Raw genomic sequence first — 20254 nt, forward strand, 5'->3', positions numbered from 1 at the left:
ATCTTTTTAGAAGTTGTCAGAATGTCAGATTAAGACCAATAGCAATCTTCTTGTTGATCGGATAGGTCATAGTTCCCAGAGTTTCAGGATCGAAACCGTCCATAAGGTCGGTTATCGTAAAGAGGTTCTCACCCTCGACATAGAGTCGCAGACGGCTGATGCCCCACTTGCCAGTTATCTTTTTGGGCAGTGTATAGCCAAGAGTGATGTTCTTCAGGCGGCAATAACTTGCATCTTGCAGATAGCGCGTGGATGTCTGCCGGTTGCCTTCGTTCGCCCATCCCAGCCGCGGGAAGTAGGCGCCGGGATTGTCTTCCGTCCAGTAATCAAGGTTATTGGTCAACGGCGTTTCCCACTCATCGGTGAATCCCCAGAAGGCAGGACCGCCCAACATGTAGTCTCGCTTGCCGACACCTTGCAGGAAGACATTGAGGTCGAAGCCCTTGTATTCTGCACCCAGCGTAACGCCGAAGGCAAAGCGCGGCGTATCGTTGCCGATAATCTTGCGGTCGCCGGGCTTGCTTAAAGTATTGTCTCCGATGTTGATTTTATCGTTGCCGTCAAGATCCTCATACCTCACATCGCCTGCCGTCCAGTGTCCCCCGTAGAGATAAGACTGGTCGATGGTCTGAGCCTCGGCGTCTGTCTGGAACAGTCCATTTGACACATAGCCCCATATCTCACCGATTTTCCGCCCTACATAGTATTGGGAAATCAACCCCGTAGGGTTGCTGTATTTGGTAATGGTAGACTGATAATCGGAAAGAACACCCCTCGCATGATAGGAAAGGCCATTGGCAAGCCGGTCGTTCCATTCCAAGGAGAGCTCCCATCCCACGGTTTTCAGATTAGCGGCATTCTCTAATGGCACCTTCGTTCCAAGCACGGAGGGAAGCACTTCGCCCGAAGTCAGCATGTCTTTCGTATCCCGACGGTACCAGTCAAACGACATATTCAACCGGCTTCTCAGGAAAGAAGCGTCGAAACCGAAGTCTATCTGGTGCACGCTTTCCCATGTGAAAGACGGGCTCACGAGGCCCGGCACCGTGATGGCCACCGGCAACGAGCCGCCCAGAAGTGCGTTATAGCGGGTGTTGATACCATAGGTAGCGAGATAGGGGAAGTTGCTCGTTACGGCCTGATTGCCCAACGATCCATAGGAGACGCGTATCTTCATGTTGTCCCACCAACTTTTCAAGGGACTCCAGAAGCTTTCCTCCGAGATTCTCCATGCCGCTGAAGCGGAGGGGAAGAAGTCGTAGCGCTCGCCTTTCTTGAACTTAGAAGACCCGTCATACCGGCCGTCTAACTCGAAAAGATACCTGTCTTTAAAGTTATAGTTGATGCGGGCAAAGACACCATTCACCGCCCACTGGCTCTCATTGCCATCGGTAAGGATGTCGCCCGTAGCCTGGTTTATGGCGGGATTTTCCGGATTAATAAGATTCTTCCTGCCCACATAGTGATAGGCCGTATGCTCTTTCTCCTGGTTGTAGCCTACCATAACCTTGAAGTTATGACTTTTCCGCGCGAGAGAGAATGAATATTCCGCAAACGCGTTGAACGACTGATAATAATTATCCTGATTAGTCAAGGTTACGCTGCTGGGGTTCGTCCAGGGATAGAAGTTCTCCGTTCCGGGCACCGCCGTATAGTCATAGAAGTTCCTGACATGCTGCTTGGAATGAGCTCCGAAATGATTCCAGGTATAATCCGCATTGACCACGAGGCCCTCGATGGGAGTAAGCCTCACGGCAGCGGTCATCCAAAGGTCGTTCTGCTTATAGCGCGCATTGCCACCCTGAGCCTGCAACGCCACAGGATTGGTAAAGCTACCCTGCCCGGCATAGTACCCGTCGGGGTGCTTCACCGGCATGAGAGGACTCAAGTCGGCCTTCATCATGCCGCTGTAGGCAGAGATGCCGGAATAAGCAGTGGCGTTCATGGGAGTCGTGCCGCCCGTAGGATGGAGCTCCGTGGTGTAAGTATTGGTAATCTTGGCAGAGACATTCAGCCATTTAGCGACATCCGTAGCGATGTTGATGTTGGCATTATACTTCTTATAGGAGTCGTCCGCGGCTCTCAGGATGCCCCCTTGGCTGTTGGCAGCAAGCGAGGCGTAGTAGGTGGTGCGTTCGTTGCCTCCGCTCACGCTCGCATTATAAATCTGCGAGAACGAGGTCTTGTAAAGTTCGTTCCACCAGTCTGTATTGCCGCAGTAGCCATACTTGAACGAGCTATAGGCCGGATCGAAGAACACGGGGGAGTCATAGGTGCCGTCCATGTAAGCCTTTGCGTGGTCATATACCAGTTGGTTAAAGTAATGACCGCTGCCGCCGCTGTTCTGGTAGGCCTTGTCTATCATGGTAAGGTAATCGATAGAACCCACATTATGAGCCTCCACCGCCGGCCGCTGCCAATATCCCGTGGCATTGAAGCTGACCACCGGCCTCGTATTGTTCCTGCCTTTCTTCGTCGTGATGAGAATCACGCCGTAGGCAGCCCTTGCTCCATAGATGGCTGCCGAGGCCGCGTCCTTCAGCACGGAGATGGACTCTATGTCGTCAGGATTCACGAGATTTGCGTCCATCTGCACATTATCCACCAAGATCAACGGACTGCCGCCATTGAGGGAGGTGGTTCCCCGGATGTTGAATTTAGACCCCGCGCCGGGTGCCCCACCCGATGACATCGTAATGTTCAGGTTAGGTATGACGCCTTGAAGTCCCTGCCCGATATCACTGATAGGGCGGTTCTCCAAGACCTCGCCGCCGACTTGCGCCACCGCACCAGTAAGGTTTGCCTTCCTCTGTGTGCCGTAACCGACCACGACGACCTCCTGCAATGACTCGCTGTTTTCTTCCAAAACCACCGACATGCGGGCAGATGCCTTCACTTCTTTGGTCTTATAACCGACATAGGAAAATTCCAAAATAGATTCAGCAGGGGCACTAATGGTGAATTCTCCATTAATGTCCGTAACAGTACGGGCAGAGGTTCCCTTTGCCGTAACCGTTACTCCAATAAGAGGTTCGCTCCGATTATCGGTAACCAAACCTTTCACTTCATTGCTCTGTTGAGCAACATTTACTGCAGCGTTCACGGCATCCGCATGGGCTGACAGCGGCATCGCAAGGAGGGCCAGCAGCCCTAATCCTGCAAAAAACTTGCTCCAGGCACAGAGACTCGTGAACACATTGCGAGATTGTACTTTGTTAGGCATAATAGTACGGTTTTAAATTCATAAACTTTACAAGGTCTAAACTTTGTCTGTTATTGAGTCAAATATATGAAAATTTTTTCTTACGGCAAGTCCGGCCAATCGCTCGTTAACAAAAAAAAACGATTTTTATTATTAAGAAACCATCCTACAACTTTATTAAAACACAGCTGCCGCTCTTCGTAAAAATTTCAATACAATTTCGCATTATTATACTTTTTTACGCTAATTTTTCAAAAACAGCCTGCCGAGAAACAGAATGAAAACAGGCTATAGAAGAAGAATTCAGAAGCAGAAATCACTTTTCTTCGCATCCAAAAACCGATGAAAACATTTTACTCTTTTAGCTTTCACGGTACAAATAGAAGGAAAGGCAGCCAGCGTCTGCCCGAAGCCACGACGGCATATCCGGCAGACCGGCCGACGGACAGCGAGAAACCCGAAGGCCGGACATGGCCAACAGCGGGACAATATCGGCGAGATAGTCCGACGAAATCGGCGATTTTGTTCCACGATTTCGCCGATTTCGTCAGCCTCCTGACGGCTATCAGAAAAAAGTGTGGCGGAGAGCCGGCGGGCGGAAAGCGGCAAGCAGCCATCAGACCGGCCTATCCGAGGATAACATCAAGCAGCATCATGAGGACAAAGCCGATGGCAAAACCTATCGTGGAATGATTGGAATGCTCGCCCTCCGACGCCTCGGGGATGAGCTCCTCGATAACCACATAGAACATGGCACCGGCCGCAAAAGCCAACAGATAAGGCAAGGCCGGCTGCACGAGCGATGCCAGAAGGATGACGAGGACGCCCCCCAACGGCTCTACGGCTCCGGAAAGCGTCCCCATGAGGAATGATTTCATCCGGCTGCCGCCTGCCGCCTTCATCGGCATGGAGATGATGGCGCCCTCCGGAATGTTCTGGATGGCAATACCGACCGACATTGCCATCGCTCCCGCGGCAGATATCCATTCGCCGCCCTGCAAGGCTCCGGCAATGACCACGCCGACCGCCATCCCCTCTGGGAAATTGTGAATGGTAACGGCAAGGGTGAGCATGGCCGTCTTGGAGATGTGGGCCTTCAGACCCTCCGGATGGGAATTGCCTATATGGAGGTGGGGCGTGAGCGTGTCGATAAGGAGCAGGAAGCCCATGCCCGACAGGATTCCAACGGCAGCAGGGATGACGCGCAGCTTGCCCATGTCGGCCGACATCTCCATTGCCGGGATGATGAGCGACCATATGGAAGCGGCCACCATCACGCCCGAGGCAAAGCCCAGAAGGGATTTCTGCAAGCGCGGGGACATCTCGTCCTTCATGAAAAACACAAACGCGGCACCAAGCGTCGTGCCGAGGAAGGGTATCAGCAGAGTAAGAAAAACTCCAGACATGCGGCAAAGGTAAGCAAAATTCCAGAAAGGAGGAAGAAATACAGGGAAAAAATAGCAGGAAGAAAGAGAAAAGGAAGATAGCCCAAGCCCTGCTTCCGTCTTTTTTTTCTTTTTTTTGCCGGAATCCTGTTGCATATCTCAAGCGGTTTTCGTACCTTTGCGGCAAAACCAAACATATCATGAAAAAGAACATTATTTTGTATATTGCGATTACCTTTGCGATTACCCTTGTCGGCACACAGGCAAAGGCAGGAAAGCCTCTCGGCGAGAAAGCACTTTATGCCCAGTTTCAGAATCCCGGCAACCGATACAAGCCTTTCGTAAGATGGTGGTGGAACGGAGACGCCGTCGAGGCCCAAGAACTTATCAGGGAGCTCCGCCTACTGAAAGACGCGGGCATCGGGGGAGTGGAGATCAACCCCATCTCAATGCCCTATGGAGCCGACCGCCACGGGCATAAAACCCTCGAATGGCTTAGCGACGAGTGGACAGACATGCTGAAAATCGTGTTCGACGAGGCCGATCGCCTCGGCATGACTTGCGACCTCATCGTGGGCTCCGGATGGCCTTTTGGCGCGGAGAATCTTCCCAGAGAGGAGAGAGCCTCAGTACTTCTTACAGCTGCCATACCTGTTAACGGGGGTCAGAAAAACGAGATTTCGGAATACGAAATATTCAGGCAAATAGACCCTACAGTAACTGTGGCAAACCCATGCCGCAACCCACGCCTCGTCTCTGCATACATCGTGCCTGACCCGATAAACAGTCTTAGCGATGCCATCGATGTAACAGACAAGGTGGAGAAAGGAGTGCTTAGAATAGATGTGCCGAAAGGTAAACACCTGCTTTACGCTCTCGTTCACTACGAATCGTTTGCGTCGGTCATTAATGGAGCTCCCGGCGCAGCCGGTTCCATCCTGAATCACATGGACGCTAAAGCAGTGAAGAGCTACCTTGACAACATGTCAAACACCATCCAAAAGCGCCTCGGTCCACTTTCAAAGCACTTGCGTGCCTTTTTCGTAGACGGCAAGGAATTGGAAGGATGCAATTGGACGCACAACTTCCAAGAAGAATTCCTGAAGCGCAGAGGCTATGATGTAAAGCCCTGGTTGCCGTTCCTGATGTTTAAAGTGGGCAGGCTTGGCGATGTGTTGGACTATAATTTTGGGGCCAAAAAAGGAAAGGAATTCAAGGAAATCACCAACCGCGTACGCTTCGACTTCGAACTGACCAAGGCTGAACTCCTGCGAGAAAACTATTCCCTAACCTTCAGCCAATGGTGCCGCGACCTCGGTGTCAAGTCAAGGGAAGAAGCCTATGGCCGGGGAATGTTCATCGAAGAAGGGTCTTTAGAGGTCGACATCCCGGAAGGGGAATCGTGGACCACCAACTATCTGAGGCACCGCGTCGGCGAGGAAATGCCCGATTCCGACTATCGGCGAGGGCGCGCCTACACGATGATCAATAAATATGTATCGTCGGCGGCACACCTGCAGGGCAAGCGCCTCATCAGTGCAGAGGAGATGACAAATACCTACAGGGTGTTCGAGACTTCTCTGGAGCTGCTCAAGGTGGGGTCGGACATGAACGCCATGTCGGGCATCACGCACTCCATCTGGCACGGTTTCAACTATTCCCCCTTAGATGTTGAGTTCCCCGGATGGGTGCAATACGGCAGCTACTACAACGAGCATAACACATGGTTTCCCTATTGGAAGAACCTGAACCTCTACAGGGCTCGCACCTCGAGCCTGCTGCAGAACGCCGACATGCAGACCGACATCGCCATACTGCCCGCCAACGGCGACCTGTGGAGTGAGCTGGGGGTGCAGACAGAACCCTTTCCGCACAACCTGAATGTAGAATACACTTCCCTGATCTGGGAGGCTATACACAAGACAGGAGGAGGTGCCGACTATCTCTCGGAACTCATTCTGAAAGACTGCAGCGTCAAAGACGGGAACCTCTGCTATGGCAACAAGGCGTACAAGGTGCTTATCCTGCCCGAGGTGAAGGGCACCACGCAGGAGGCCCTCGATAAAATCATGGAGTTTGTAAAGGGTGGCGGAAGGGTCTTCTGCATTGGCTGCTATCCCGACCGCTCATTGGGACTGCACGACTATAAGGCTCGCGACCGCAAAATCCACACTACCGTCGAGGAACTGAAGCAATATCCCGACCGCTTTATCCTGCTCGAAAAGCCGCAAGACGGCCGCTATCTGGAGTGGTACGAACAGGTGATGAGGCAATACGGCCTGCCCCATGCCATCACCATCAAGAGCCCGGACCGCTTCCTCTTGCAAAATCATTATAAGGCAGATGACGGTTCCGACATCTTTTTCCTCATGAATGCCAACATCAACGAGCAGCGCACGACAGACATTGTGTTTCCCTCCGAACTTGTCAACGGCAGAAACCTGTGGCGATACGACGCTACGGACGGCAAGCGGTACCGCGTAAGACTCAACGGAAACAGCCTCCATCTGCTACTGCGTCCGTCGGAGAGCGTACTCTTGGTATTCAACCACGCGAGGGGCGGCAACGAACAGAAGCCTCTCCCCCTGCAAGGCACCGACACACAGGAAATCATCGGATGGCACCTCGTACTGCACCATGCCCTGACAGACTCTATCTCCGAGATGGATATGGAGCAGCCGCAGGACCTGCTCGAGACAGAACATAAATCCTTCATGGGCGACATCACCTACACGGCAAGGTTCATTGCCGACGGCATCCAGATGCCCCGCTTCCTGAATCTCGGAAAGGTTTGCGAGACTGCCGAAGTATATATCAACGGAAAATATGCGGGGCTCCGCTGGTATGGCGACAAGGTCTTTGACATCTCGAAGTTCGTGCGCAAGGGCGAGAACACCATCCAAGTGAAGGTAACCACGCTGATGGACAACTACATGCAGACCCTGAAGGACAACAAGGTTGCCCAGCGCTTCGTCATCAAGCGAAACCACAAGCCCAAGCCAATGGGCATCCTGGGAGGCGTGAAGATATACAGATAAGAAAGTTCTCCTCTCTGAAAGGGAAACGAAAGGACGCTCGTGCGTGTAATAATAAAGATTAAATCTTATGATTTTATTTTGCCGTCTCTCCATTTTATAGTACCTTTGCGGGCAAATTCGGATTTTAAGACATTATTATGGCACAAGAAGATGTATTCAGGAAGATAGTAAGCCATTGTAAGGAATATGGCTTCGTCTTCCCCAGTTCGGACATTTACGACGGACTGGGCGCCGTATATGACTACGGTCAGAATGGCGTTGAGCTGAAAAACAATATCAAGCAATACTGGTGGCAGAGCATGGTGCTCCTGCATAGTAACATCGTGGGCATCGACGCAGCCATCTTCATGCACCCCACGACATGGAAAGCCAGCGGACATGTAGACGCCTTCAACGACCCTCTCATCGACAACCGCGACTCCAAGAAACGCTATCGTGCCGATGTGCTGATTGAAGACCAGATTGCCAAGTACGAGGAGAAAATAGACAAGGAGGTGCAGAAGGCTGCCAAGCGATTCGGCGACGCCTTTGACGAGGACAAGTTTCGTGAGACCAATCCTCGTGTTCTGGAACATCAAAAGAAGCGCGACGCCCTGCACGAGCGTTATACCAAGGCCATGCAGGGGCCCGATCTCGATGAGCTGAAGCAGATTATCCTCGACGAGGAAATCGCAGACCCCATCAGTGGCACGAAGAACTGGACCGATGTACGACAGTTTAACTTGATGTTCTCTACGGAAATGGGGTCTACGGCCGACGGTGCCATGAAAATCTATCTGCGCCCCGAGACTGCGCAAGGCATCTTCGTCAACTATCTGAATGTGCAGAAAACCGGTCGCATGAAGCTGCCTTTCGGCATCGCTCAGATTGGCAAAGCTTTCCGCAATGAGATTGTTGCGCGCCAGTTCGTGTTCCGCATGCGCGAGTTCGAACAGATGGAAATGCAGTTCTTCTGCAAGCCCGGTACGGAGATGGAATGGTTCAACTATTGGAAAGGGCATCGGCTGGCATGGCACCAGGCACTCGGCATGGGCAACGAGAACTACCGCTTCCATGACCATGAGAAGCTTGCCCACTATGCCAATGCGGCTACCGACATCGAGTTCAGGATGCCATTCGGCTTCAAGGAGGTAGAGGGCATCCACTCCCGCACCGACTTCGATCTTTCGCAACACGAAAAATACAGCGGCAAGCAGATCAAGTATTTCGACCCGGAAACCAACGAAAGCTATACCCCCTATGATGTAGAGACATCCATCGGAGTAGACCGCATGTTCCTTTCCGTGATGTGCCATGCCTACACGGAGGAGCTGCTTGAGAACGGAAGCACACGCATCGTGTTGAAATTGCCCGAGCCACTGGCTCCCGTGAAGTGTGCCGTGCTCCCTTTGGTAAACAAGGACGGGCTGCCGGAAAAGGCACAGGAAATAGTAGACAGGCTGAAATTCCACTTCAATACACACATCGAAGCGAAAGACTCCATCGGCAAGCGTTATCGCCGTCAGGATGCTATCGGCACTCCTTTCTGCGTAACTGTTGACGGAGACACCCTGAACGACAACGCCGTAACACTACGCCATCGCGACTCCATGATGCAGGAGCGTGTGCCCATCGACCGGCTCTGCACCATCATCGAGGACCGCGTAAGCATCACAAGTCTGTTAAAGAAACTACAATAAATGAAGCATCTATTCTATCCATTACTCATGCTCGCCGGCTTATTAAGCCTCGCGGCGTGCTCGGAAACCGATACAAGCCAGGAAGAGTTTGCCGACTGGCAACAGAAGAATGAGACCTATTTCAAGAATCTCTATCAGACGGCACAGGGCAACACGGCCAAGTATAAGATTTTCAAGAACTGGTCATTCACGGCCGACAAAGCTACCAAGCCCGAAGACCATATTGTCGTGGAAGTACTGAAAAGCGGTACGGGGTCGGGCTGCCCCCTTTATACCGACTCTGTAGCCGTGCACTACGAAGGCCGGCTCATCCCCTCTGCCACCTATTCGGGAGGATATACCTTCAACAAGACATGGGCAGGAGACTACAATCTCCAGACTATGAAGACCGTTACGCTGTCGCCATCGAAGTCTGTAGACGGCTTTACCACTGCAGTGATGAACATGCACATCGGCGACCGCTGGAAGGTTTACATTCCCTATCAACTGGGTTATGGCACCTCAACACCGTCGAATTCCACCATTCCAGCCTATTCAACGCTCATCTTCGACATCACGCTCGTTGCCTACAGCCGCGCCGGAACCCACATTCCCACCATTCAGGCAAAGCCCTCTTTTGTATGGATTGATGAGTAGGAAGCCTACTCTCTTTGACATATATCAAAAAAGCATCCTCTTTCACAAAGAACCTGGGTGCCTTTTTTGTTTGTATCCGTAAACAATCGTACCTTTGCATTGCATTCAATGAAGAAACCAGGCTTCTTTAGGATAAAAGATTAAAGGATACGAAAAAATCGTTTTTTAAGTTAAGAAATATTAGGTTAGTGAATTGTTAGGTTTAGCTATTGAAAGGTAAGAGATTGTACAGGACGGATAACAAGGCTATTTGAAAGGAAGAAGAATTTGAGAGAGAGTATGGAAATTCAAGTATTTCGAGCGATTCCACATCAAGGAATCGCTTTTTTCATGATTATTTTCGTAACTTTGCACCACATTTAGGCATATGACCAAGAGAAGCGACGCACTGCTGGAGAAGATCCGTATGGGTCAGGAAATGAGGAAGATGGAGAAGTTCAATCTGATTGTCGGATTGAGCATTCCCTCTATTCTGGCCCAGATTACCACCGTGATGATGTTCTTTATCGATGCCTCCATGGTGGGACATCTGGGAGCGGAAGCATCGGCAAGCATCGGCCTGATAGAAAGCACCACCTGGCTCATGGGCTCGGTCATGAGTGCCATGTCGATGGGATTCAGCGTCCAAGTGGCCCATTTCATCGGCGCCAACGACTTCCGACAGGCACGGCAGGTATTCCAGCACGCGCTCATCTGCGGGGGCATATTCAGCCTTCTCATGTGCTTGGTGGGTGTAGTCATTCACCATCCCCTGCCCTTATGGTTAGGTGGCGGTGCCGACATTACCGCCGATGCCTCGCTCTATTTCCTCGTCTATGCCCTCACACTTCCGCTGATATTCCTCTTCCACCTCTCGAGTTCCATGCTCAAGAGCTCAGGCGACATGCACACGCCAAGCGGACTGAGCATCCTGCTCTGCATTCTGGATGTCGTCTTCAACTACCTCTTTATATATATCATTCACCTGGGAGTGCTCGGAGCCGCACTCGGCACCGCCTCGGCCTACCTTGTAACCTCTGTCCCGATGCTGTGGATGGCCGTTTTCAAAAACAAGATCCTGGCCCTGCAGCCCAGCAAGGAGCCGTTCACATGGCTATGGGACTATGTAACGAAGGCCCTGAAAATCAGTCTGCCGATGGCCGTGCAGTCGATACTCATGAGCGGAGCACAGGTGGTAAGCACGCTCATCGTGGCCCCTTTAGGAAACATTGCCATTGCCGCCAATTCCTTTGCCATCACTGCCGAGAGCCTCTGCTACATGCCCGGATACGGCATCGGAGAAGCCGCGACGACCCTCGTGGGCCAGACCCACGGAGCCGGAAGGTTCGATCTTTGCAAAAACTTTGCCCATATGACGGTGGGAATGGGCATGGCCATCATGGCCGTGATGGGCCTCATCATGTATATCTTCGCGCCCGAGATGATAGGAATCCTCTCCCCGGTAGAGGAAATCCGCGCCCTCGGCACCCAGGTACTCCGCATCGAGGCCTTCGCCGAACCGTTCTTCGCGGCTGCTATCGTTACCTACAGCGTCTGCGTAGGTGCCGGCGACACCTTGAAACCCGCCATCATGAACCTTGTGTCGATGTGGTGCGTGCGCCTGACAATGGCCGCCATGCTCGCTCCCCACTATGGGCTGAAGGGCGTGTGGATAGCCATGGCCGTGGAGCTGACCTTCCGCGGCTCGATGTTCCTCGTCCGGCTCTTCCGCGGAAAATGGCTGCTGGCTATGAAATAAACCAAGACAAACGCCGTTATATAACCATCAAAACCGTATAAATATGAAAAAACTATTCGCTATTCTGATTCTTACGGGCGTGTTCACCATGGGCGCAGACGCGCAACTGCTCTACAAGGTATCGGGCAACGGGCTCGACAAAGACTCTTATATCGTAGGCATCCACAAGCTCGTCAATCCTCAGGGCATAGTGCAGCGGATACCCGGCATCAAGGAAGCCATGATTGCCACCGACCAGATGTATTTCGAATTGACACCCGACTCCGCGTCGTTTATCAAGGCCGCACGCACCCTCGCCGGCGGCAAGAACCTGAAAGAGGTGCTCACGCCCGGGCAATACGACAAGCTGAATGCCTTTCTGAAGAAATATGAGAGCGTGGGACTGGAAAGCCCGCATGTGCAGAAGCGCTACGGAAACCTGACTCCCATAGCTATGAAAGACGAACTGGAGAAACTGCTCTTCGTGGCCAACCACATGAGCGAATATGATCCCACGCACACTTTCAATGAGTATTTCGAAGCACAGGCCAAGGTAAACAAGGAGCCAAGGTGTGGTTTGAACAGTACAGACGAGCAGATTGCCCACCTGAAAAAGCTTCCTATGCAGCGTCAGGCTGAAATCCTGATGGACTTCATCGAGCACGAGGACGCGCAGCTCGGCACAATGGATAAGATTGTCGCGGCTTTCGAAAAGCAAGATGTTGATGCCATTGCAAAGGTACAGAAGATGAACCCGGAGATTGCCCGCACCATTACCATATGGAGCACTATGATGCCAGGCATCATGAAAACCCCCACCCTCTTCGTTGTCGATGCCGCTAAGCTGGGAGGCGAGGAAGGACTCCTCAGTCGGCTGAAGAAAGGCGGGTACACCGTGGAGGGAGTAAAATAATCACCCCAAAAGAAAATAATGAAAAGGCGATTCACCTTCCTGCTCCTGATGGGCGCATGCATTTTCGGAGCCAACGCACAACTGCTGTACAAGATTTCGGGCAAAGGCCTTGCAAAGCCCTCCTACATTATCGGCACCTATCACTTCTGCCCTGACACTTTCGTGGACTCCATTCCCGGACTGCGAGATGCCATGCATGCCACCGAGGCCGTGTATGGCGAGCTCGTAAACGACTCCATGATGCAATCCGCAGTCCTGCAGGAGATGCGGAAAGCCCTGTCCATGCCGGAGGGAAAGACCTTCACGAGTCTCTACACCGACGAGGAGATGGGGCGCATCAACGCGTTCCTCACCAAGCACATGGGAGCCGACTTCACCAACCCCATGGTCGCCCAGCAACTGGGCACGCTCACTCCTGCCGCCCTCTCCACCACCATGACGGCCCTCCTCTGCATGCAGAAGCAGGGCGGCCAACTGGATGCCACGCGCACCATCGACATGTTTTTCCAGAACTGGGGCAAGGAAAACGGCAGGAAGATAGGCGGACTGGAGACCCTTGCGTTCCAAGTCAAAATGCTCTTCACGAGACCTCTCGACCGCCAGGCACAGGTGTTTCTCTGCATGGTAGACAACGAAGACTTCAACGACAAGCTGCTCGACCTGATGCTCGGAGGCTATTTCAAACAGGATATCACGAAAATCGAGGAGTCTATCAACCTGAAACTCAACAACTCCTGCGATGATACGCCCGAAGAAAGAGCCGATCTCATAGACAATCGCAACGCCGACTGGCTCACCAAGATGCCCGCCATCATGAAAGCGCAACCCACCCTCTTCGCCGTCGGAGCAGGCCATCTGGTAGGCGAGAAAGGCGTGCTCGCCCTGCTCCGGAAGGCTGGCTACGCTGTAGAAAGCGTAAGGTAACGGTGTCAACTGCCGTTGACAGAAAAGTGAAACAGGCTGTTTCAGTGACTAAAACAGGCTATTTTACTCAGTAAAACAGGCTGTTTTACTCTACAAGGAACATCTAAAGACGAAAAAAGAAGCCATCCCCCATAACAAGGGAGATGGCTTCTTTCGTATGAATCACAACCTCCGGCCTCACTTCGAATAGTAGTGAGCATAGTTATAGAACGGCTCCGTAACCACATTGGCCGTCGTCTCACGGTAGGTATTGCCATATCCATCCGTGGCCTCAACGGTGATCTCCGCGTCAGGATCCGTCGGAATATAATAATAGAGGTGATTCATAATCAGATAGGCATTCTTCTTACTGAAGAAGCTATAACCGTTCGATTTGGCATACTTGTGGTGATAGCCCACGGCAAAGGCATCCTGCCCCTGACTGTTGCAGCGCGTCATCTCGGTCTTCTTTCCGTTCTCGACGGCATAGACCTTCCATTTTGAGTCGGCATTGAATACATTTGCCACGACGGCTCCTTTCCCGCCCGTGATGCTCCAGTCGGCAGCATAGGTCTCGGCATTGAAATCCGTGTCGGCCCTGAAGAGCGTCATCTGCCTGGAGGAATCCCAGAAGGTGCCCTTATAGTAGCAGTCCTGCGTGGCGGTTCCGTCGAATGTATAGACATAATATCCGTTCGGAGTGCCGCAGATGTTGATGTTCGACTGCCAGATATCCCCGCATGCCGCCGCATGACAGTGTTCCAGGATGTGCTGTCCGCCAAAGTCAATCTCGTGGTTGATGGCAAAATGGGTATGTCCGCAGAAGAGTTCGTAACCACCGCTGAACTGACTGAGCAGACTCATGAACTTCGTCAAGCGGGAAGAAGAATAATGAGCGCGCTCCGTGGAGAGGTTCAGCGATGCCGCTCCTTCCTTCGGCCGTGTCCCGAATGTCAACGGGATATGATAGTTGAGCACCACTTTCTTCGACTTATCGACAAAGCTGAGGTCCTGCTCCAACCATGCCATCTGCTCGTCGGTCAGCTCGCCGGGCTGGTAATAGCTTGCCCCGCGATAGAACCAGCAGTTGTTGAAGCAGACATAGTGGACATCGCCCCGATCGAAAGAATAGTCCGTCGGACCGAAATTCTCCTCCCACTTGCTCTTATAGATAGCATTGCCATCCTGATCGTGATTGCCAATCACGGAGAATAGAATCATCGAAGAAGAACCCAGCGCCGCACGAATCTGGCTCTCGAGGGCTGCGTTGTATCCGCCATAATATTGGACATCGTCCCCCATGGAGAGGCCATAGACCGGAGTTCCGGCGGGCAGACTCGCTATTGTCTTCTTGATATCGGCCATCGTCTCATGGGTAAAGCGATAGACATCGCTCACATTTACCTGGTTGTCATCGGCACTGGTATAATACGGATTGTAGGCATTCGTTACCTGCGGATCGCCTATCACGATCATCTTATAGTTGCTCTCCTTACCTCCGGCAAGCCTTTTCAACTTGAAGTCGTACCGGGAGACACCCTCCTCGAGAGGCAGATAAACATAAGCGGTACGGTCGGTCTCTGAATGCGTGGGGATCGCGCAGTCTGCCGGAACGGTGTAATAGACGAACTTGGCATTGGCATTACAGTTAAACGCATAATGTCCCTTGGCGTCGGTCTGGACACAGGTGTAACTGTCGCTGACAACGACGCCCGGCATCGGCTTTCCCTCTGTATCGGTTACGATGCCCTCTACATCATAGGCGCTCTTCACAAACTTGTCGCTTGGCACTTCTATGGTCTTGAACTCACCGGCACCGACCGTGATATTGCCAGCGGCAACGCTATACTTCGTTCCCCCTATGGTAATCGGTATACTGACGGAAGAAAGCTCCCCCGGATAGACTGCCACATAGAACAAAGCTTTTCCATCCAACATCTTTATGCCTGGAGCATCTATGCTGATACTCCCTTGGACACCCTCTCGAAGGGATGCGTCCCGAATGTTCAGCGACACCTTATTATATAGGTTGGCGCCAACAACCTTACAAGCCGTTACGGCAGTATTGGCAATATCAGAAGGCAACGCGAGCACAAACTTGATAATTGCCATCCTGCGGCTGAAGGTCATCTTGACTGACTGCGTGGAATTAGGGTCGTAAATCGCAGTAGCATACAAGACATCGTGCGTGGTTGCACTGCCGTCGCCCGTCAACTCGCCAGTCTGGAAATGAAGGTCGTTCATGATGCCATCGCTGGTGTTATAGACATTGGGGTATTGGGCATAGGCATAGATCTGGGTGATGCCGGAGACATCCTTATCCAAATGGCCCATAAAGTTTGCCCTCGTCTTATCGCCGGCATCAGGGAAGTTCACAAACTTCAGGGTTCCCCGGTTCACCATTGCCCCATCCAAGGAGAAGAGTGAGATAGCGTCGGTCTCCTCCCAGACAGCAGCAACATCAGCTTCCGTCTCGGAATAGCCTACGCGCGTAGAAGCAATCTTACAGGCCGTAATATTTACCGGCTGCGATTCCTCTGTACTCCTTAACTTGTCTTCTGCGTTTGAACAACTGGCCACCAAGACCATTATCATTGCCGAATATAAAATTTTCTTCATTTGTGTCATTATTAAAGCCTTGATTTGATTAGTTATCGCCACCTATCGTAATTTCCTTATATCCGTCGGCCGTGCGCTTCATCACGATGTCTCCCTGATAAGTGATGGCATAGGCGCCCCAGTTGGCCTTCGGCGATCCAAGGTTCTCCGGCTCGCGGATGATATAATTCGCACTTGGAACCGTACCCGTATATCTCATTACCTGCAGCCCCACCACTCGCAGATTTCCGCTGAGATTCTGGTAACCATTGACTCTATTGGCATACCAAGAGACCTTCGTGGTATGTCCTACGACAGTTACATCACCCCGATACCACCAATATCCAGAGCCTCCAGTCCACGCATATTGGAAATCCCAATGCGTTGAAGTAGTTGTGTTATAGAACTCCGGCATCAGATTGGCATACTGTCCCGCATATGTTCCCGTATAAAGACGCTGGTTTTTACTATTACTCTGGTTCGTATCTATAAAGAAATATACATTAGCAGACTTCCTCGAATAATCAACCTCCGCACTACCTTTAGTCCTTAGATTCTCATAAAGTCCCCGCATGGAAAGGTTTTGCCTGTGGGTACCTGCCTGATAAATACCGGTTATACTACTGCCGCCAGATTGATATGCAATCTCCATTTCCTGCTTATTCCCATAGTCAACGCCCTCTTTCACGATGTTGTCCGCAGCGCCATCGCCGGGAGTCGTACCGATGGCAGACCATGTATTGTCATGAATACCGGTACCCACTCCTGTAATTGTAGCATCCCCCGTTGTATAGAACGCCTTGAACGCCGTCATGTCCCATGTGCCGGCGAAATCCTTGTCCTCCATCTGGGTGATGTCTACCTTCGTTGTACTGCTTCCATTGGTAAAACTTAAGGTTGCCTGACGGGGAGCGCCCGTGGTATTTGCAGTCGCCGAGATAGTTACACGAGTTCCATCGGAACTTACATTCAACCAATCAGAGCCTTTCTCGGGTTCTCTCATAACATCGGCAATCTTATAGTTCTTGCAATCAATGACCTTACTCCAAGCCGCATCGGGAATCCACAAAGTCATATCTTCAATGGACGAAGCATTGCGGGAGACGGTATACAACTTACCCGCCTCAAGAGTTGCACTATGCGTAACCAGCAGGTTGCTATAGGTTGTGCCACCAACAATAACATCGGCGCAGAGCTCTCTCACCGTACCCGGATAGAGCGCGGCATAAACCGTAACCTCCGTCCCACTGACCGGAGCAGCCGTCAGCGTGATGTTGCCCGTTTTCAGATCAGCAAAAGTATTTGTGTTCCCGCTCCATACGACCGAGGTCGGAAGCCCCGTTCCTTTCAATGTAACAGTAGCTGTATGAGCCGCGACTGCCACAGGCAAGGTTACCGTTGCCTTGAGGAAACTCATATAATGGTTAAAATGCATATGAATGGGGGATGTTCCGGAAGGTTCATAGCCGCCGTTACCTGTAAGAATATCATACTTCCCGAGGTCGGAAGCTACACCCGTCTGGACAGACCAGTCAAAAGTCATATTGGTTCCGGAAACCGTCGAGCTGGCCGTCTTCACGCAAGCATTCACCTCGGAGCTCTGTGTCGGCGCCGTGCCGAAAGCCCCCGTGAAATTGGCCTTATGGGCATCACTCTGTATTTGGGAGACTGTAAAGTTACCTGTATTCGCAGATCCTGCAACTACCGCAAAGAGGGCATCTGTCGATTCCCAAGCAACTTTCAATCTCTCCACGCCCTCTGTATCGGTCGTAAATGATACACGAGTCCCTTCGTCAACACCAGCTGCTATCGTAACACTCGCTGACTGGGAGTTTCCCCCCGCATGGATAGGCTCATCGGAAGAGCAACCTGCCAAAAGACTCGCGAAGCACGCGCCGAGAAAAATATTCCTTAATACCATACTCCGCCCTCCTCAAGTCCTCCTTCCTCAGCAAACAGACTGATATCCATTTCCTTGGACTCGTAGCTACCACCATCGATATCGCCACCATTGCCGACATCGCTAATGGATCCATGGCACAGCTCTTCATCATCCAAGATGTTGAGAATCTTACATCTCGGGTAAACATATTCCCTGCGCCCATGCTGTGGTGTTATCATGATTTTCCTCTCCACAATATATATTATATCTAAATTAATTATCCAATACAGGACGGGCTGTCATCGGCATCACCTCTATGTCCTTCATCGTGGGCGACGGCATTCTGTAAGCCTTGGCGCCAGCGGCATTTGCATAAGAAGAAATACGGCTGTCGACATGACAGAAGACATCCTGATCGAAAGGCAGTCCACACGCCTCGTAGACGCGCTTCATGATAAGATATCTGGACCAGGCATTGAAATAAGACCGATTATCAATCATGCAACTCAACGGCTCTGGCCGCCATACTCCTTTCTCGTAGGTGCTTCCACCTTCGTAAAGGCCTTCGCCCGTATAGCCCTTGCCCTGCATCCAATCCCAGCCATAGCTGCTCTGACTGGTCGTAACATTGAGCGCAAAGGGCGCACTGTAGCGATGGCTCGCATTTAAAGAAAAGGCCTGCCACATATTGATACTCGTATCCAAAGTATAATACTCATCATCCAGACGGCCGATGCCATGGCCGCCAAGCTCGTGGACAACAATGCTCGTCCAGGTTCCCGTATTCTTCGGTGCTCCCACATGATTACTCCAGGCGCGCGTCTTGGGGAATGTGGGCACCATGGCATAGCTCTGCCCATCCTGTCTGTAATGGCATATACCCGCATAGCGTGTATCGTTGATCAGCATGAGAATGGCCGTATTGGTGATACTCCCCACAAACGAGCCCTTACCATTCAGGTCTGGACAATACCGCTTCACAAAGTCATAGACCTTACTTTCTTCCTTCACGCCCATATAGGAGTAGCTCTTATCGCCCGGTCCCCAGCCTGCGCCAAAGTAGGTATCACGCTCGGTAGCCACGGTCGTACTGTTGTTATCGGTATAGATATCAGCCCCGGCATCCTTTGAAGCAGCCGCAATGAAATAGACATTAAAATAGTCTTTCAGGTGATTATACGGCTCAACGGTGAAAAGTTTGTCCATCGCGGCCTTGGCATCGGCATAGAACTGACCGCCCGACTTCTTCATGTCGGTCAACTGATAGCCCTCTGGAATCACGACCAAGGTAAAAGCCTTGCCCGTCGTTGCCGCATGATAGGTTATCACATCGCCGTCAGTATAGAACTCCGACGCATCCCTTACCCAGCTGGCGGGAGCTTCTTCCGGTCCCTGTATGGTCTTCATCTCTCCTGCTGCCAACGCCGGCAACGCAGAGTTCAAGGTATATCTGTAACCATCCTTATACTTCAAGATAATCTTTCCGTCATCAGGAAGAATGCCATAGCAATAGGCCGACTTGTCGGAAATATCATAAATATAGGACGGCGTGGCATCTGTCTCGTCCCAAGTGAGGTCTTTGAGAGAGGTCAACTTGGTAAAGCTGGTCTTCATATTCTCCACATAGGCCTCGCTGCTGCAACCTGTAATCTTAACCAGAGAGGTCTTGCGCTGGTCGAGGCGCAGGGTGATTGTGATGGTCTTGTCGGCCTTCGCATAACTTCCCGATCGGGTATAGACCACATCGCCTTTCGTCGCACCCTGCAGCTTGCCGTTGGCAAGAGCCAGGGAGCCGGCCGACGCATAGAGCCCCGTTACTGTTCCGCTCGCCGCAAAGCCGGCAGAGCTCGGCCCCACGGCCTCAATGGAAAACTGTTTATCGGAAGCAGAATAGGTCAACTGGTAGGCATTAGTCTCTTCGTTGTCAAGGATGATATAGATTTTATCGCCGTTTTGCCATGCTCCGGTTTCAGGAAACATACGGGAGGCCACGCCAACTGTTGCATTCACGACCACCCGATAGCCACTCAAATCACTCGTACGCTCCACCAGGATCTCGCTGACGGTCTCCTCACTTTCAGAGCATGCCGCAAGAAGCAGCAGGCACAGCAATAATGGCGCACTATGGAATATTAGTTTTTTCATGTATTCAGTCATTGGGACTCTTGATAGATTCTGAGATATTTGTTATCGTAATTGTTGCAAAGATAACCTTTTTCCATCCAAATTCAAAAACAAACTCTCCTTTTTTCTTCAAACAAAAGAGGTTTGCGCAACGATATTGCGCAAACTGTATTGCAA

Annotated in this window: 12 protein-coding genes; 6 read left to right on the top strand and 6 right to left on the bottom strand. The window is 51.6% G+C overall.

Translation table 11 applies throughout. The features are described from left to right. Positions 1-16: 16 nt before the first annotated feature. Both C7120_RS02075 and C7120_RS02080 read right to left on the bottom strand, forming a co-directional pair. On the bottom strand, positions 17-3223 hold the full coding sequence (locus C7120_RS02075; RefSeq protein WP_107620179.1) for a TonB-dependent receptor: 3207 nt from the start codon (positions 3221-3223) through the stop codon (positions 17-19). 605 nt (positions 3224-3828) lie between these two features. After that, positions 3829-4608, bottom strand: a complete 780-nt coding sequence (locus C7120_RS02080) for a ZIP family metal transporter (protein ID WP_107621349.1) — start codon at positions 4606-4608, stop codon at positions 3829-3831. Between the two features lie 179 nt (positions 4609-4787). Here C7120_RS02080 and C7120_RS02085 point away from each other — a divergent pair, with 179 nt between their 5' ends. The 6 genes from C7120_RS02085 (at position 4788) to C7120_RS02110 (ending at position 13494) form a co-directional block, all read left to right on the top strand. After that, the gene (locus tag C7120_RS02085) at positions 4788-7625 is read left to right on the top strand and encodes a glycosyl hydrolase (protein WP_107620180.1); all 2838 of its coding nucleotides are present in this window, start codon (positions 4788-4790) and stop codon (positions 7623-7625) included. Between the two features lie 137 nt (positions 7626-7762). Continuing rightward, the gene (locus C7120_RS02090; RefSeq protein WP_107620181.1) at positions 7763-9304 is read left to right on the top strand and encodes a glycine--tRNA ligase; all 1542 of its coding nucleotides are present in this window, start codon (positions 7763-7765) and stop codon (positions 9302-9304) included. Further along, a complete protein-coding gene (locus tag C7120_RS02095; protein WP_107620182.1) occupies positions 9305-9940 on the top strand; it encodes an FKBP-type peptidyl-prolyl cis-trans isomerase in 636 nt (211 codons plus the stop codon). It begins immediately after the preceding gene. Positions 9941-10307: 367 nt separating this feature from the next. Then, complete coding sequence (locus C7120_RS02100; RefSeq protein WP_107620183.1) at positions 10308-11678, top strand: MATE family efflux transporter; 1371 nt, start codon at positions 10308-10310, stop codon at positions 11676-11678. Between the two features lie 43 nt (positions 11679-11721). After that, positions 11722-12570 (top strand): TraB/GumN family protein, encoded by an 849-nt coding sequence (locus tag C7120_RS02105; protein WP_107620184.1) that lies wholly within the window; start codon positions 11722-11724, stop codon positions 12568-12570. An 18-nt stretch (positions 12571-12588) separates the two neighbouring features. Continuing rightward, positions 12589-13494, top strand: a complete 906-nt coding sequence (locus C7120_RS02110) for a TraB/GumN family protein (protein ID WP_107620185.1) — start codon at positions 12589-12591, stop codon at positions 13492-13494. A 177-nt stretch (positions 13495-13671) separates the two neighbouring features. Here the strand turns inward: C7120_RS02110 and C7120_RS02115 are convergent, their stop codons facing one another. Genes C7120_RS02115 through C7120_RS02130 form a run of 4 tightly spaced genes read right to left on the bottom strand, consistent with a single transcriptional unit; the run spans position 13672 to position 20098 of the window. Next, the gene (locus tag C7120_RS02115) at positions 13672-16092 is read right to left on the bottom strand and encodes a calcineurin-like phosphoesterase C-terminal domain-containing protein (RefSeq protein ID WP_233246998.1); all 2421 of its coding nucleotides are present in this window, start codon (positions 16090-16092) and stop codon (positions 13672-13674) included. A gap of 28 nt (positions 16093-16120) precedes the next feature. Then, complete coding sequence (locus tag C7120_RS02120; RefSeq protein WP_107620186.1) at positions 16121-17992, bottom strand: BACON domain-containing protein; 1872 nt, start codon at positions 17990-17992, stop codon at positions 16121-16123. Beyond that, the gene (locus C7120_RS02125) at positions 17983-18207 is read right to left on the bottom strand and encodes a hypothetical protein (protein ID WP_146154188.1); all 225 of its coding nucleotides are present in this window, start codon (positions 18205-18207) and stop codon (positions 17983-17985) included. Before C7120_RS02125 ends, C7120_RS02120 begins: the two co-directional genes overlap by 10 nt. A 19-nt stretch (positions 18208-18226) precedes the next feature. Further along, on the bottom strand, positions 18227-20098 hold the full coding sequence (locus C7120_RS02130) for a M64 family metallopeptidase (protein WP_158267340.1): 1872 nt from the start codon (positions 20096-20098) through the stop codon (positions 18227-18229). Positions 20099-20254 lie beyond the last annotated feature (156 nt).

It is taken from the genome of Prevotella sp. oral taxon 376, assembly GCF_003043945.1.
Taxonomy (GTDB): Bacteria; Bacteroidota; Bacteroidia; order Bacteroidales; family Bacteroidaceae; genus Prevotella.